The organism is Arthrobacter sp. UYCu723 (genome assembly GCF_054059215.1).
Genome location: NZ_JBSSBW010000002.1, coordinates 142353 through 156786, shown reverse-complemented (window position 1 = coordinate 156786; position 14434 = coordinate 142353). Strand labels below are relative to the sequence as shown.

Below are 14434 nucleotides of genomic sequence, written 5' to 3'. Positions count from 1 at the left end.
AACAGGCTGGGCTAGAGTGCCTCTATCTGGTCACTCATCAGCCCGCCGGAGACGTTGTCGGCGAGTAAAAGCAGAAAGGCAAATCCAATGAGCGTAACTTTTCAGCCCGCCGAACTCTTCGAGGGGAAACTAGACGAATCCTTGCTCGGACCTCCGTTGGCCGAGGTACTCGGCGACGAAATACCAACGCGAATTGCCATTCCCTTTACCAGCGACGACTCCCGCATCCTCTCCGGAGTCTGGGAGGCCGACCCAGGCCTCTCGCGGTGGGAATTCCTTGAGCGCGGTGAAGCGATTCATATCCTGGAAGGCCGCATGGTGGTCACCCAGGATGGTGCTGAACCGATCACTCTGGAGGCCGGAACCTGCGCTGTCTTCCCCATCGGGTGGCAGGGGACATGGGAGATCCAAGAACGCATCAGAAAGTTCTTTGTAATTTTCGTGCCCTGACACGAGACCGCTGCCGAGCTCGAACCAGGCACAACGAAGCGTCAAAGGTAGCGCCAGGGGTCACACCGTCTCCTGCTGACTTCGACAAGGGCTCCCATAAGAGCGCAAGCAGGTGATCAACACCAGCGGAAGGTGAGGTATCAATGAGCAGGCGGTTAATTGACGGCTTTGACGGAGTGCTGGCGGACCTCGATGGCGTCGTGTATACCGGACCGAGGGCGATCGATGGCGCTACCAACGCACTCGACAAGCTCGAGGGTGAGGGCAAGAGCCTGGCATACGTGACAAACAACGCGTCGCGCTCACCAGAGGAGGTTGCCACCCACCTCCGGGAATTAGGAGCACCTGCCACCGCTGAGCAGGTATTCGGATCCGCGCTGGCCGGTGCAGAGCTGTTGGCCGCCAAGATGGCCGCCGGTGCGGCTGTGCTCGTCGTGGGCAGTCAGATCCTCGCAGACTCCGTCAGGGCGCAAGGGCTCGTCGTCGTGCCAAGCTCGGATGATCGGCCAGACGCAGTCATCCAGGGATTTTCCCCTGACCTCGGCTGGAAGGACCTGGCAGAAGCCGCCTACGCGGTCACAGCAGGTGCCACCTGGGTAGCGACAAACATGGACATGACCCTTCCACAGGAGCGGGGGTTCGCTCCCGGGAACGGGTCATTGGTGGCCGCGGTTGCTGCTGCCACCGGCAAGTCGCCCCTAGTAGCAGGAAAACCAGAAGCAGCCCTCTTCGAGACGGCGGCGCGCCACTCCGGCGTTGAGCGCGCTCTCGTCGTCGGCGACCGACTGGACACCGACATCCTCGGCGGAAATCGCGCAGGCATGGCCACGGTTCTCGTTCTCACGGGCGTGGACTCGGTCCAAACGGCGCTGGCTGCACGCTTGGACGAGCGTCCGAACTACTTGATTCGTTCTCTGGGCGAACTCTACGTGGAGTACCCCGCGATCACGGCCGACGACGGAGCCTACTCCTGTGGCACGGCAGTGGCCCGGGCATCGGGATCGACGGTAAGGGTCAATGGCCGTGAAAACGACCTTAACAGTTGGCGCGCCGCGTGCGCCGCCTGGTGGGCAGCCCACCCGGTTATGACACCGCATTCTGCGCCGGAAATCGTGTTTGCGACGGCTGGGTAGGGGCCGACAGGTCGTTTGGTCAGGAAGGAACCGCAGTAGGTGCAGAACCCTCCCAGGCGGGGTAGGCATTAGAAAAGGAGAGTTCAATGAGCGAGAAATTGCGTTGGGGCGTCCTGGGCAGCGCCCGCATCGTCCGCAAGACAATTCCGGCGTTGCAGGAAACGAAAAACGGTGAGGTCGTAGGTTTCGCTTCCCGCACCTTGGAAAAGGCTAGGGAGTACGCCGACAAGCACGGCATCCCACAGGCGTTTGGCTCTTATGAGGCGCTGCTCGCGTCCCCGGACATCGACGCCGTCTACATTGCGCTGCCGAACGCACTGCACCTCGAGTGGATCCTAAAATCCTTGGACGCAGGCAAGCACGTCCTCTGTGAAAAGCCCTTGGCGATGAGCGCCGCGGAGTGCGAGGAGATTACGCGCAAGGCCGACGAGACCGGGCTCAAAGTCCTAGAGGGCTTCATGTACCGTTTTCACCCGCGTTTCGAGAAGATGCAGGAGCTGCTCGCGGCCGGTGCCGTGGGCAAATTGACATTTGTCCACGTTGGTCACTCCTTCGATGCGGGCGGGGACGACAACATCCGCTGGTATGCCGGTCTCGGCGGCGGCGCACTTTTCGATACGGGGTGCTATTGCGTCAACATGAGCCGAATGGTCACGGCGCAGGAGCCTGCTCAAGTCGCCGCCTTTGGCAACTACCGCGACGCCAACGACGGCGGCCTAATTGACACCAGCATTGCGGGCATGCTGCGCTTCCCCGGCGGCGCAACCGCGCTTTTTGATACCGGAGTGAACCTCGAGCGCCGTAACTTCTTAGAAGTGACGGGCACCGAGGGCCGGCTCTACCTCGACAATCCTTTTGGGCTGTTGGAGGAAGAGTCGGTCCTGGAGGAGCATCACTTCGGGCAGGACACTACCCATCACAAGTTCAAAGGCGAAAACCATTTCGTACGGATGGGCGAACACTTCGCCGACAGCGTCCTAAACGGTACGCCGCTCCGCTACCATCTCACGGACGCGGCAAACAACGCGCGGGTGTTGGAATCTCTCAACAGGGCGGCGCGGAAACACGAGGCGTCTGAACCGAAACCGCATTCTGGCGCTGGCCCAGGCGTCAGCTGACAATTTGACGCTCTAGCCGGAGGCGCCGACGGCAAAGCTGGTTGGCGGCCTCCGCGAAGGCCGCCACGATTAATAGGTACGTGTTGGAAGGTCTGGGTTACTCGCAATACCGTTTACTTAGTCGACTCGATGCTCGGTTTCGATATTCGTTTGAGTAGCCCTCACAGCCATCGCGCTCGTTGCTGAATGTCTGCCGGCAGTGCATCGAAAACCGCCGGAGAAGCCGGTGGCCGGCGGCCAGGAGCCGGGCCCGTCCCGGGCATGAATGTCGGGTCGGCGAAGAGTTCCTGCACGTTTACCGCCGTCGGGGCCACGTCAGCGGCTGAAAGGACGGCCATGTTTCCGTTGAGGCTCAGCAATCGGTATGCCTGGCCGCGGAGTTCAAGGTATCCGCCGACCCGGAGCACATGTTCCGCGATTGGTCTCATCGCTATCCAGCGATTCGAAGGTCACGGTGAGGCCCGAGCGGGGCAGCGTGGAGCTCAGCGCTGATGATGCCCCACCACATCAGATGGTAGAGGGTGGGATACGTGGCCACGGGATGGCCGACAACGGCCGCCACCTGCCCAAGCGCGCAGGAACCAGGGGTACCGCTCAAGTACCCGGTGATGGCTGCGGAGATGTCCTGCACCAAGCGCCGCGGATGCCGGTAGCCCGAGAGCCATCTCAGATTTGCCAGGTAGACGCGGGGGAGTCCACCCACACGCTTGTACCTCCAACCAAGCCCGCGGCAAAGGGAATCGGTCGCCTCGAATACCTGGCGGTCCCGGTCCTGCTGTCGGGCCGGACATCAACAACAAGTGCGGATCCGTCCTTGAGGCGGGTGAAGAAGTCCGGGACATGCCATCGCGGCCCGTGGGGCAGCTTGAAGTCGATCCTGAAGGGTTGGGAGGCGATACCAATAATTTTCGGGGCCTGGTCCATGCTCATCAGATGGTCGCGTTCAAGCCACGATTCATGCGGAACCATCCGGCCGTTGGTTGAGCACCACCATTCGCCGGAGAAATTACGCTGACCCTTAAATACGGGCTCTCCTGACGTACGTGTGGGTCAGGGTTTGTGTGCTATGAGGGCATGGGTAGCCCGGTAGATTTGGGAGTTCTCACACTGTCCAAATTTCGGAGCTACCCATGCGTGCTACTACTCTACTCAACCGCGTCTTGAACCTGACGGGGGTCCGGGTTGTTGATGTTGATCCCGGCTCCGGTGGTCCCATGCTGGTGCGGGTGGCGTTGAAGGCCCGCAAGCGCCTTGACTGCCCGCACTGCAGTTACTCAACGATGGCGGGATATGACACCCGCTGGGCGGAATCCACGTGGCGGCATCTGGATTTCTCCGGCAGGGTCCTGGTGCTCACAATGCTCCGCCGGCGCCTGGTCTGCCCCGGCCACGGCGTCGTGGTGCAGGGCGTGCCGTTCGCCCGGCCCGGCTCCCGGTTCAGCACGGACTTTGAGGACATGATCGCCTGGCTGGTCATCCGGGCGGACAAGACCACCGTCTCCCAGTTCGCCCGGATAGCGTGGCGGACCGTCGGGGCGATCTGTGAACGCGTCGTGGCCGAACAGCTCGACGAGAGCCGCTTCGAAGGCCTGCTCAATATCGGGGTGGATGAGATTTCCTGGCGCAAACACCACCGCTACCTCACCCTCGTCTCCGACCACTCCACCTCGAAGATCGTCTGGGGTGCACCGGGGAAAAACGCGGCGACACTGGATGGATTCTTCAAAGAAATCGGACCGGTGAACACGACGGCCATCGAGGCCGTCAGCATGGACATGGGGCCCGCTTTTGCCAAGTCCGTGAAGACCAACGCCCCGGACGCGGTCATCTGCTACGACCCGTTCCACGTCATCCAGCTAGCCACGAACGCGCTGGAATCCTTCCGCCGTTCCATCTGGCAACGCGCCCGTGAACTGCCCGATCAGCACATCGCGAAGAAGTTCAAGGGAACCCGCTGGGTGCTGCTGAAAAACCCGCAGAACCTGACCGAAAAGCAACAAGTCACCTTGGCCGGGCTCGAACGCACCGGAGGGCTGCTCTGGGACGCCTACCAGCTCAAGGAATCCCTCCGGGAAGTCTTCGCCGGCGACCTCAACCCCAATGACGTGATGGAGATGATCACCACCTGGTGCGACCTCGCCGCCAAATCCAACATCCGCGAGTTCGCCAGGGCCGCCGCCACGATCCGATCCCACACCGAAGGGATCTACGCCGCCGTCACCAGGAAACTCTCCAACGGCCGCCACGAAGGACTGAACAACAAGATCCGCACCATGACCCGCCGCCAGGGCTAATGCAAAGTCGTGGGTAGTGGGTTGATTCTGGCGAGTTTGAGGGCTCGTTTGGCGTCTCTGGCGGTGTGTCGGGTGGCTTTGGCGATGTTGGTGATTTTCGCTATCCGGTAGAGGCTGATGATGAGGTTTCGCAGGGACGCCATGAGCCGGGGAGCATTGCCGGACCTGACCATGGACTTGTCTTCCAGGAAGACCACGTCACGGACCCAGTGGAGCCGGTTCTCGATGGTCCAGTGACCTTGCACAAGCGTGTTGAGCTCGGCGGCGCTGGTGGTCTCCAGCGGCAGGGACGTGATGATGTACACCGTCTCAGCACTCCACTTTTTACCCTTGAGTTTCCGGGACCTGCGGGTGATCTGGGCTGCCTGGGCGGCATGCGGAAAGAGGATGCCGGCATCGATGGTGACGACCTTGATCGCCCGGGAACCGGCGCGGCCATGGCCGCGGTGCCGCTGCCTGTTGCCAACCGGGACGTCCTCCCACGGCAGTTCTTTCAATTGCCGTTGCAGGGCACACTGGTTGCCTTTCACGGTGAGCACGTAATGGGCTCCGCGGCCATGGAGGTATTCCGCGTGGGAGCGTTGGGTATGCATCGCGTCGGCCGTGACCACCACGTCCTTGAGGTTCGTGATGGTGTTCAGAAGGTCCTCGAAGCGGGTGATTTCATTAGTCTTGATGCCGACGTCAACCTGTCCCAGAACGGTGCCGGCTCCGTGGTCAACGGCGGCCATCAAGTGGACCCGGTCACCGCCACCGTTCTTCGCCCCGCGGACTTCCTTCCCATCCACGGCAATGGCCTGTGGTTTCACTTGGCCCATGACCCAGGCGCCCAGGGCGGTGTCGAAGGCATCTCCGTCCACCCGGGCCAGCACCCGCTGGATGGTCGTCACATGCGGGACACTGACGCCGGCCCTGGCCAAGGGTTTGCGTCCCGTGTCGGCGGCCCACTCAGCGATCTCGGCAAACGACTTCGCCCCGGCAAGCATGGCGCAAACCGCCAAAATCAGGATTCCCGCCAGCCCGTACCTGATGCCCCGGCGCTTCCGAGGATCCGGAACGGAAGCAAGGACTTCCCGCATCGTCCCCGGCGTCAGCGATGACTTCACCGGCTCCGGAATGACCTCCAACTGGCGGGCAATGGTATTGATAGGGGAAGATGGCATGAAGGAACTCCTGGTACACAGTGATCTAGACAATCACCCTGTTTAACAGGAGTTCCCCTACTTTAAAAGCACGCACTGGGCGCGTGTCACCGCCAGCCTGCCGGACCCACCCCACGACTTTGCATTAGCCCTGGACCCGCCGCTCCTACGGATTCCACACACCCGAAGCCGCCCTCGCCCTGATAATGCTCGCCTGCGGCCCCGTCGAGATCGAACTCCCATACCAGAAATAACCGAACCCACATTCACGTCAGGAGAGCCTAAATACGGCAGTCGACCGGACGGGAGCGAAGTCCTCAAACTTAAGCCCCAAGGCTCCCACCACGCCCTGTGAACTCAGCGACCCACCAGCGTTTTCACGAACCGTGAGCACACACGAACTGGCAGGCCGGTCAAGCCGGCTTTCCTCGTTCATTGCCAGTGCCACCGACGCGAACATGCGTCAACGGTAATGAAACACGCCGGCCAATGCGTCCAATAAGTTGGAACTGCGTCACCTTAGATGGAAAAGACAACAGATATCGCGGCCGGACAAGGGCTCCCCCTCGCATTCTTAACTGGCATGCACGGATATTCGTGAGACGGGAGTTGGGCCTCCGTTGCTGATTTCACGAAGTGGGCTTAGCGTCGGGACTGGAGAGTCGCTGATGATTGTCGGAAGAGGACTTGGAGAAGTTCATGGCGAGATTCGGGTAGAGCGTTGACCGGACGTCGCATCCTTATGCACTGGCAGCATGTCGGGGCGCTTCATGTGGCCCGTAAGGGCCTGGGCGCACTTTCTTTTGGGGCGAAAGGTAGATCCGTGATGGCGCAGAAAGATTCCGGCATCGGTCATCCTGTTATTCCGCCTGGGACGCCCCCATGGCTCATTCCTGCACTTGGCGTGGTTTTTGCTGCGTCCGCTCTCATCCTGTTCATCATTGCAGCGACGTATGCGGGTGGCGCTGGGATCACGGTTCTTCTTCTAATATCCGGGCTCGTGTCGCTGGTGCTGGCCGTGAATATGGCCAGAGTATGGCGACGGAGCAGGCGGGAGCCAAGGGACCACAGCAGGCAGTAAGACACATGCGCAACTGTCTGTCTGGGGCGCCATAAGCCGCCAATGCCGTTAGCGGTGGGCGCTCTCAAATCTGCCAAGCGACATTTTCGCCGCTGCAATGTATTGAGCGTAGGCCGCGGCTGAGTCGGTGGCGTGGCGTTCGATGGTTGTGGGGGAGTAGCCGAGGGTTTCGGCGATGATGGCCACGGGTGCGAGTTTGGTGAGTTCGTGGAGGGTTCCGAGCCGCGCGGCACGGGTGCTGAAGAGCTTGCTGAGGCGTGTTGTGAGATGTCCGGGGTGGATGTGACGCCCGGGAGAGGCTCCGCGGAATACCCACTTGGTATTGGGATGTGAGGCGGTCAGGTCGTGCATTGGGTTTGCGGCGAGTTCGCGCCAGGGCTTGTCCAGTGGATCCGGCAGTGCGATCTGGGTGGTCCCGAGCTGGATGGTGACCAGTTGTTCGGTGATGGTCACGTCGTTCCAGGTTAGTTGTGCGATTTTTTCAGCCTGTTGTCCGAAGACGAGGATGAGGATCGCGGCGGCCCTGTCACGTGCCTCGAGTCCGTCTTCGTGGATGACTCGTTTGAGCGCTTCGTCCTGTCCGGGCTTGGCGAGTCTTGGGCTGGTGCCGCGGTGGTGCGGAACGATGATGAGACCGGCTGGGGCGGCTTTGGTCTTGATGGCCCATTTGAGGAAGCGCTCGGCGATGCGCCGGGTTGTGGGCCCTTCGGCTTGCCATACGTCGAGGTGGGATTGCTGCAGCTCGGGCAGTTTGATGTCATGCGCAGTGAGCCAGTTGAGCAGATCGATGGCCACGGTGACTTCCTGTTTGGCGCGTAGGAAGGTGCCGCGGGCGACTTCGTCCATGTGGTTCATCCGTCGTTGATGGTGCCAGCGGATGTAGCGGCGGATCACGTCAAGGTTCTGAGGATCCCTCACGCGTTCGAGGGCTTGTGCGGCCCAGCTGTCGTAGCGCGTTCGGAGTTCGTCGCGTTGGGGGAGCACCCCGTGTTCGGTAAGGAGGCCGCGGACGTACTCGCGGGTGCGTGAGTCGGGAAGTTCGTCGAAGGTTTCGTGCGTGATTTTTGGTGCGACCGCGAGGTTTCGGAGGAACGCGGTGACGTGCTTTTGGCGGATCCAGGTCAGGCCGCTGTTGGCCCGTTTCATCGACTTCAGCGCCGCCGCAAGCGGGATCAGATCGTTGGCGACGGATCCCGTGGCCGGGTCGGTGAGCAGGTCATCTACGACAGTTCCGAGGACGCAGGTCCAGCAGCGGCCGCCGCTGTGAAGTTCGTCCTCGGCTCCGCAGGTCCGGCAGTCGATGTTGAGTCGGATGCCTGAGCATCGACGGCACGCGGGTTGGCTGTCGATGAGGCCGGGGAGGACGCCTTCGTGTCCGCAGGCGCAGGTGCCGCGGGTGCGTTTGGCTTGTTGGTAGCAGTAGCCGCAGACTCCGCCGTCGGGCCATCGTGCGACGGTTTGGTGGTGCTGGCCGCAGCGGTTGCAGGGGACCGGCCAGCGGATGGGGTCCTCTGCTTTGCGTGGCCTACTCACCGTCCTCGGGTGTGACGAGGCGGATGCGTTTGGCGATCGGGTTCCCTGGTTGGATTCCGAGGTCTTCGCTGCGCTGGGGTGCGTTGGCTGTTGCCGCGGCGCGCATCTCAATGAATGGTTCGAACAGGTCGTTCGGGGTGCAGTCCAGGATGTCGCAGAGCGCTGCGAACGTTCTGGCAGGGATGCGTTCCGGCGTGGCCGTGACCAGCCTGTAAACCTGGCTCTCGGAGAGGTTGATTCCGCGGGACCTCAGAAGGGGCATCAGTTCGGTGGTCTTCCAGAGGTTGCGTTTGGCCATGAGGGCACGCAGGTTCCAGCGGTAGCCGATCCGGCGCTGTTCAGGCATCTGGGTCCTCCAGGGTAGCGATGCGGCGTGCGATCATCTGCTGCACGGTTTTCTGCTTGAAGTCCGACGATACTGATGTGTAGAGGCCGGTGGTCGAGGCGTACGAGTGGCCGACCTGTGTCTGCACGAATGCCGGGTCGTAGCCGGCTTCGATCAGGTGGGTCACATAGGAATGTCTGAGGCAGTGCAGCCCCAGTTCCTTGGGCAGCCCAACGGCGTCCCGTGCAGCTGCGAAGGCATCCCCGAAAGACCCAAGGGACATCCGGGCGCCCCGTTCGCTTGGCCAGAGAGCCGATGACCGGTCCGCCGTGGGGAACATTGCCCGCATTCCTCCGGAGGTCCAGGTCCTCAGCTGATCGACGACCCAGTCGAATTCCGGCACGGTCAGTACGGTGCGGCGTCTGGGCCCTGAACCTGCAGTGCCTTTGGCGAACCGCACCTGGATGGCACCGAAACGGCCATACTCACTCACGTGTGGATTCGGGCCGAAGTCCTCCAGATCCAGCATCGTCATCTCGCGCCGGCGAAGCCCATAGGCATAACAGACTTTGAACGCCACCGAATCACGGAACAGGGGCAGCCAGCGCTTGCTCCCGGCCGCGTACTCACGGTCAACCAGATCGTCGATGTGATCGAAAATCCGTTGCAGTTCCGCCTTGGTGAACGCCCGCCGCGCTGCCGGGACGGCGTCATCGGTCGTGTGCCTGGGCGTGTTCCATTCAAAGCAGATCTGGCTTGGAATATCGCCGAACGTGCGTTCGCAGAACTCACCCCAACCGTAGCCAGGGTGCGTCAGGTAGGAGCAGAACATCGCCACGGCATTGCTGTACGAGCGCAGCGTCTTCAGGCTGATCGGCTTTTCACCGGAGCGCAGTCCGGCCAGGAATTCCTCAATGTCCACCGGACGCCATTGCCACGGAAATTCGCCCGTGAACTCCTGAAACCGTTCCAGCAGCTGGCAGCGCTGCTTGATGGTCTGCGTCGTGAGCCCACGGGCCAGCATCTGCGCACGCCAGCCATCCAGCATGGCCGTGAAAACCCGCTCGTCAGCTCTAAAAAGCCCGACACCCGGATCCACCAGCATCCGCGGGACGAAACCCGGAACGGCACCACTCACTGCAACCCCTAAACCATGGAAACATGCATTAGATGCAGGAAACCTACAGCGGCAAGCGACCAAGGGCAAATTCACGCACCGGCGTCCGAATGCAGTCAGCCCCAGAAAAATAGCTTGACCTGCGGAAACGCCGAATTCGTCACGGAACGGGAGTTCTCGCAGCTGCTTCTACTCCCGTGCTTTGGACACCGATAACCGACGTAGTGGGTATCCGGTTAGCTCAGGTAGACTGCGTAAATGTCGAGACCGGACTTTCCGAAGACGATTCTGGAGTTCCAGGCGAGATTCGGCGACGAGCAGGCTTGCCTGGGCTATCTGTTTGAGTGCCGCTGGCCGGATGGCTATTCGTGTCCCCGGTGCAAGGGGGAGTCCGCCTGGCCCGTGGCGGCGCGGGGGCTGTGGGAATGCGCCGCATGCCGTTACCAGGTTTCGCTGACAGCCGGTACCGTGCTCCACAAGACCCACACTGCACTGCATTTGTGGTTCTGGGCGGCCTACCTGATGACGACGGGAACTCCGGGGATCTCGGCCAGGCAGCTGCAGCGCCAGCTCGGACTCAGCCGCTACGAGACGGCCTGGACCATGCTCCACAAACTGCGCCGCGCCATGGTCAACCCCGAACGCACCCTGCTGACCGGCGAGGTAGAGGTGGACGAATGCGAAGTCGGCGGCCCGGAGGTGGGCCGGCGCGGCGGCAGAAATCTCACGGCCCGGGCCGCGCAGATAGTCGTGGCGGTGGAGGTGCGTGGTCAGGGCTCCGGACGCGTCCGGATGAAGGTGATCCCCAACGCGTCCGGCGACACGTTGGGCACTTTCGTGACAGACACTGTGGCTCCCGGCGCCATCGTGCACACCGACGGCTGGATGGGGTACGTCCCGTTGAGGAACAAAGGCTACGACCACCGCCCGCGATCCCAGCGGGCCGCCAAAAGAGCCGGCGACCCCGACCCTGTCCTTCCCCGCGTGCACCGCGCCATCAGCAACTTCAAGACATGGCTGCGGGGAACCCACCGCTCCGTGGGCAATGAACACCTGCAGGTGTACCTCGACGAGTTCACGTTCCGCTACAACCGGCGCAGCACACCCATGGCGGCCTTCCAATCCTTGCTCGGTCTCGGCGCACAGCAGGCGCCAGCCACCTATCGCCAAATCGTCGCCCACGGTCCGGGATCGAAAAGCACAACCTGAGCTAACCGGATACCCACTACCGACGTTATGTAAGGCTGGTTGCCTGAGGCAACTTTTTAGGGCTTCAATACCTGTGTCCGTTCTTGTACCGTCCAGTCTCCGGACACGCGCAGTTTGACTGGCGCGCCGGCCCAAGCTTCATCGGTTAACGCTGAAAAAGTTTTCACATTCCCGATTGAAGGCAACTCATTAAATATCTAAACGGCGGAGGGAACGGCGGTGTCATAGCGTCGTAGCAACAACATTGGTTTGAGCGGTGGGAGTTGCTGGTGGTTCGCAGGGCGTTGGCGATGTCTGACAGGGCGGATATTGCGGTAGGCATCAAGGCGGGCTGGACGGACCGGCGGATCGGTGCGGATATTGGCCGTGATCACACGATCGTGTGGCGGGAGCGTCGCCGTAATTCCACGAAGACGCGGGCATACCGGCCGGTCACGGCGGACGTGAACGCAGAGAAGCGGAGGTCGCGTCCGCAGCCGCGGAAGATCGATGGGAATCCGGTGCTCGAAGCCCGGATCCGTGCTGATCTGAAGAGGTCGAGAACGCCGCGGCAGATCGCTGGGCGTTTGCAATTGGAAGCGTCAGAGCCCAGCGTTGAGACCATGACCAAATCCCCTGATGCCGAAGGCGCTACCATCTCCCACGAGGCGCTCTACAGGTGGATCTACGCCCTGCCTAAAGGCGAGCTGGCGAAGGCCGGGATACTGCTGCAATCCAAGCGCACGAAGCGGAAAAGCCGTAAGCCCCTGGGCGAGCGGACCGGGGGCCGGATCATCGGGATGGTCAGCATCGATGACCGGCCCGAGGAAGCGACCGACCGGCGTGTTCCTGGCGCGTGGGAGGGGGATCTCATCGTGGGTAAGGGCGGTAAATCCGCGGTGGCAACGCTCGTGGAACGATCGAGCCGGTTCGTGATCATGCTCGGCCTGCCCGAAGGTAAGAAGGCACACGGCCTGGCGGACGTTCTCATTGACCGGGTCCACGATCTGCCGGCCCTGATGCGTGGCTCCCTGACGTGGGACCAGGGTACCGAGATGGCCCGCCACGCCGCCTTGACCGTGGCAACGGACCTGCCCGTCTACTTCGCCCACCCGCATTCACCATGGGAGCGGGAGCGGCCAACGAATGAGAACACCAACGGGCTCATCCGCGAGTACCTCCCCAAGGGCACAGAGCTGACCAGTCACCAGCCCTACCTGGACTCCATCGCCGACGAACTCAACGACCGCCCACGAAAAGTTCTAGGCTTCTACACGCCACGGGAAGTATTCAACAAGCTACTCAACGACAACGTTGCTTAGACGAGTTGACACCGCCAACCTTTTTTCTCCAGCCAAGCAATAGGGTTAAGGAAGTGTCCCTGTCGGACCTAACCGGGAGACTGGAGAGTGAACTATGCGGGTATCCGCTGAAGATCGAAAAGAACAGCTGATTTCAGCGACGGTCGAACTGATGCGTCGTGAGGGTATCCAGTCCGTGACCATTCGGGCTATAGCCAAGGAGGCTAACGCTCCGTTGGCTACGGCTCATTATTGCTTCAGCAATAAAGAAGAGCTCATGGACGCGGCCGCCGAGGCCTGGTTCAAGAACCTGAGCCGCTTTTCCAGCGGCGCCCCGGTTCATTTGGGACTACGCAAAGCTGTGGAACAAGTGGCCGAAGGCTACTGGCGCGCACTGGAGGAAGAGCCTGCAAGCATCCTTTCCGAGATCGAACTGATTCTGTGGGCAACACGCAATGCCGCCGTCAGTCCGCTGGCGGCGAAAATCTATCCCGCCTATGAAGTGGAACTGGGAAATATATTCTCTTCCGCCGCCCAAAGCAACGGTGACCAGTGCCTCATAGACTTCCCCACGCTGGTGAGGCTCTTTCTCATGATTTACGACGGGGCCGCCATTCAATACATGACCGACCCGAAGGCTACCGATTACCGCGCCCAGTTCTTCATGATGATTGATGCACTTCTGATCAAGGCCGGCGTCTGAACTACTCCGCTGTGGGGGCTCGACGAACCCCTAGAACGCGCCAAGGGGAATGCCGCGGGGCATACGCCATCGGATGGCCTTAGCCCGGGGTTTTCATCAATGTTGGGCTGAGGGGTGTGTTTAAGAGACGAAAAGGTGCTCTGACAAGGGAAAATAGGGGTGTCTACGCCGTTATTTCCGTGTCTTGAAGGAGCACCTTTTCGATGCACCAGCCTACCAAGGTCTTCCCGTCCGTCCCGGTCACTTTCACCGGCCAGTCGCTGGTCTCCCATGCCGGTGCCAGGCTCCTGACGTCTTTCATCGACGCCCTCGGGTTCCGGGATCTGTGCGAGGACCGGCTCGGGCAGTTCGTCCCCGCGATGGCCTCGCACCGGCCCGGAAGGCTGCTCGGGCCGCTGGCGGTGATGCTCGCCGCCGGCGGCGAGCACGTCTCCGACCTTGCCGAATGGGGCTGATACTACCGAACCGTTCTAAAGTGTGGTCGAACCTATTCGAAAGGAGAGTTCCTTCTATTCGTTTGTACCTAGAGGATGAATATCACCCACAAGGTCCCATCCGAAGTCTACCGGTCGATGACCAAATCAACGGCGACAAATCATGACCGGGGTCACGTCAGCGAAGGGAGCCAATCGCCTCCAATGTAAGTTCCTGATGTGCTGTCTTTCCCAAAGGGAACAACAGTGAAATTCGAAACCCATGACAACGCAATGAAGTTCTTCACCGGCAAATGCTCCTTCGCATTATAGAAGGCCGGACAGGCTGAAAGGAAAACTCATGATTCTTAAGGAAAATTCGTTCGAACGGTTCAATTTCAATTGCACTGGTTGTGACCATGCCTGGGTGGCGGACTACGATGTCCAGCACGTTGAGGACGGTCACGGGCACGAGCGGGACTATTTCTTTCGCGCCCAGTTGCACTGCCCAGATCCCACCGGGCTAGGGGAAACGACATGCCCGCGCTGCGGCCGTGCGTCCATCCTGGCCTGCCGTAGCGTCCCACCAACCGATCAAGCGGTCGCGAACAAGGCACCGGAGAGGCAGGTCGAACT

Annotated in this window: 11 protein-coding genes and 2 pseudogenes; 8 read left to right on the top strand and 5 right to left on the bottom strand. The window is 61.2% G+C overall.

Features of this window, described 5'->3' with window-relative positions:
* Nucleotides 1-87: 87 nt before the first annotated feature.
* The 3 genes from ACVWZ8_RS22970 (at nt 88) to ACVWZ8_RS22960 (ending at nt 2701) form a co-directional block, all read left to right on the top strand.
* Nucleotides 88-450: a cupin domain-containing protein gene (locus ACVWZ8_RS22970; protein ID WP_456506115.1), complete on the top strand. Its 363-nt coding sequence runs from the start codon at nt 88-90 to the stop codon at nt 448-450.
* A 143-nt stretch (nt 451-593) separates the two neighbouring features.
* Nucleotides 594-1583 carry an HAD-IIA family hydrolase gene (locus tag ACVWZ8_RS22965; protein WP_456506114.1) on the top strand — a complete coding sequence of 330 codons (990 nt, stop codon included), beginning with the start codon at nt 594-596 and terminating at the stop codon, nt 1581-1583.
* Nucleotides 1584-1669: 86 nt separating this feature from the next.
* The gene (locus tag ACVWZ8_RS22960; protein WP_456506040.1) at nt 1670-2701 is read left to right on the top strand and encodes a Gfo/Idh/MocA family protein; all 1032 of its coding nucleotides are present in this window, start codon (nt 1670-1672) and stop codon (nt 2699-2701) included.
* Nucleotides 2702-3367: 666 nt separating this feature from the next.
* Here the strand turns inward: ACVWZ8_RS22960 and ACVWZ8_RS22955 are convergent.
* Nucleotides 3368-3718: pseudogene (locus ACVWZ8_RS22955) on the bottom strand (hypothetical protein); the annotation flags it as partial.
* A 113-nt stretch (nt 3719-3831) separates the two neighbouring features.
* On the opposite strand from ACVWZ8_RS22955, the gene ACVWZ8_RS22950 reads away from it, so the two are divergent.
* A complete protein-coding gene (locus ACVWZ8_RS22950) occupies nt 3832-4995 on the top strand; it encodes an ISL3 family transposase (protein ID WP_456506113.1) in 1164 nt (387 codons plus the stop codon).
* Here ACVWZ8_RS22950 and ACVWZ8_RS22945 read toward each other — a convergent pair.
* The 4 genes from ACVWZ8_RS22945 to ACVWZ8_RS22930 form a co-directional block, all read right to left on the bottom strand.
* A complete protein-coding gene (locus tag ACVWZ8_RS22945; RefSeq protein WP_456504820.1) occupies nt 4992-6158 on the bottom strand; it encodes an ISAs1 family transposase in 1167 nt (388 codons plus the stop codon). The genes ACVWZ8_RS22950 and ACVWZ8_RS22945 overlap by 4 nt on opposite strands.
* Nucleotides 6159-7266: 1108 nt before the next feature.
* A complete protein-coding gene (locus ACVWZ8_RS22940) occupies nt 7267-8751 on the bottom strand; it encodes a Fis family transcriptional regulator (RefSeq protein WP_456505470.1) in 1485 nt (494 codons plus the stop codon).
* Nucleotides 8744-9097 (bottom strand): helix-turn-helix domain-containing protein, encoded by a 354-nt coding sequence (locus ACVWZ8_RS22935; RefSeq protein WP_456505471.1) that lies wholly within the window; start codon nt 9095-9097, stop codon nt 8744-8746. The genes ACVWZ8_RS22940 and ACVWZ8_RS22935 overlap by 8 nt, the downstream gene beginning before the upstream one ends.
* Nucleotides 9090-10214, bottom strand: a complete 1125-nt coding sequence (locus ACVWZ8_RS22930; protein WP_456505472.1) for a tyrosine-type recombinase/integrase — start codon at nt 10212-10214, stop codon at nt 9090-9092. Before ACVWZ8_RS22930 ends, ACVWZ8_RS22935 begins: the two co-directional genes overlap by 8 nt.
* A 237-nt stretch (nt 10215-10451) precedes the next feature.
* Between ACVWZ8_RS22930 and ACVWZ8_RS22925 the strand changes: the two genes are divergently transcribed.
* From ACVWZ8_RS22925 to ACVWZ8_RS22910, 4 genes and pseudogenes are all read left to right on the top strand, one after another.
* Entirely contained in the window at nt 10452-11402 is a 951-nt protein-coding gene (locus tag ACVWZ8_RS22925; RefSeq protein WP_456505508.1) for an IS1595 family transposase, read from the top strand.
* 269 nt (nt 11403-11671) lie between these two features.
* Entirely contained in the window at nt 11672-12703 is a 1032-nt protein-coding gene (locus ACVWZ8_RS22920) for an IS30 family transposase (protein WP_456506112.1), read from the top strand.
* 94 nt (nt 12704-12797) lie between these two features.
* On the top strand, nt 12798-13385 hold the full coding sequence (locus tag ACVWZ8_RS22915; protein WP_456506111.1) for a TetR/AcrR family transcriptional regulator: 588 nt from the start codon (nt 12798-12800) through the stop codon (nt 13383-13385).
* A 203-nt stretch (nt 13386-13588) separates the two neighbouring features.
* A pseudogene (locus tag ACVWZ8_RS22910) lies at nt 13589-13825 on the top strand (IS1380 family transposase); the annotation flags it as partial.
* Nucleotides 13826-14434 lie beyond the last annotated feature (609 nt).

What these genes read in the sequence shown, in the direction of transcription:
- ACVWZ8_RS22970 (WP_456506115.1), top strand. Translation starts at nt 88, where the DNA reads ATGAGCGTAACTTTTCAGCCCGCCGAACTCTTCGAGGGGAAACTAGAC.
- ACVWZ8_RS22965 (WP_456506114.1), top strand. Translation starts at nt 594, where the DNA reads ATGAGCAGGCGGTTAATTGACGGCTTTGACGGAGTGCTGGCGGACCTC.
- ACVWZ8_RS22960 (WP_456506040.1), top strand. Translation starts at nt 1,670, where the DNA reads ATGAGCGAGAAATTGCGTTGGGGCGTCCTGGGCAGCGCCCGCATCGTC.
- ACVWZ8_RS22950 (WP_456506113.1), top strand. Translation starts at nt 3,832, where the DNA reads ATGCGTGCTACTACTCTACTCAACCGCGTCTTGAACCTGACGGGGGTC.
- ACVWZ8_RS22945 (WP_456504820.1), bottom strand. Translation starts at nt 6,158, where the DNA reads ATGCCATCTTCCCCTATCAATACCATTGCCCGCCAGTTGGAGGTCATT.
- ACVWZ8_RS22935 (WP_456505471.1), bottom strand. Translation starts at nt 9,097, where the DNA reads ATGCCTGAACAGCGCCGGATCGGCTACCGCTGGAACCTGCGTGCCCTC.
- ACVWZ8_RS22925 (WP_456505508.1), top strand. Translation starts at nt 10,452, where the DNA reads ATGTCGAGACCGGACTTTCCGAAGACGATTCTGGAGTTCCAGGCGAGA.
- ACVWZ8_RS22915 (WP_456506111.1), top strand. Translation starts at nt 12,798, where the DNA reads ATGCGGGTATCCGCTGAAGATCGAAAAGAACAGCTGATTTCAGCGACG.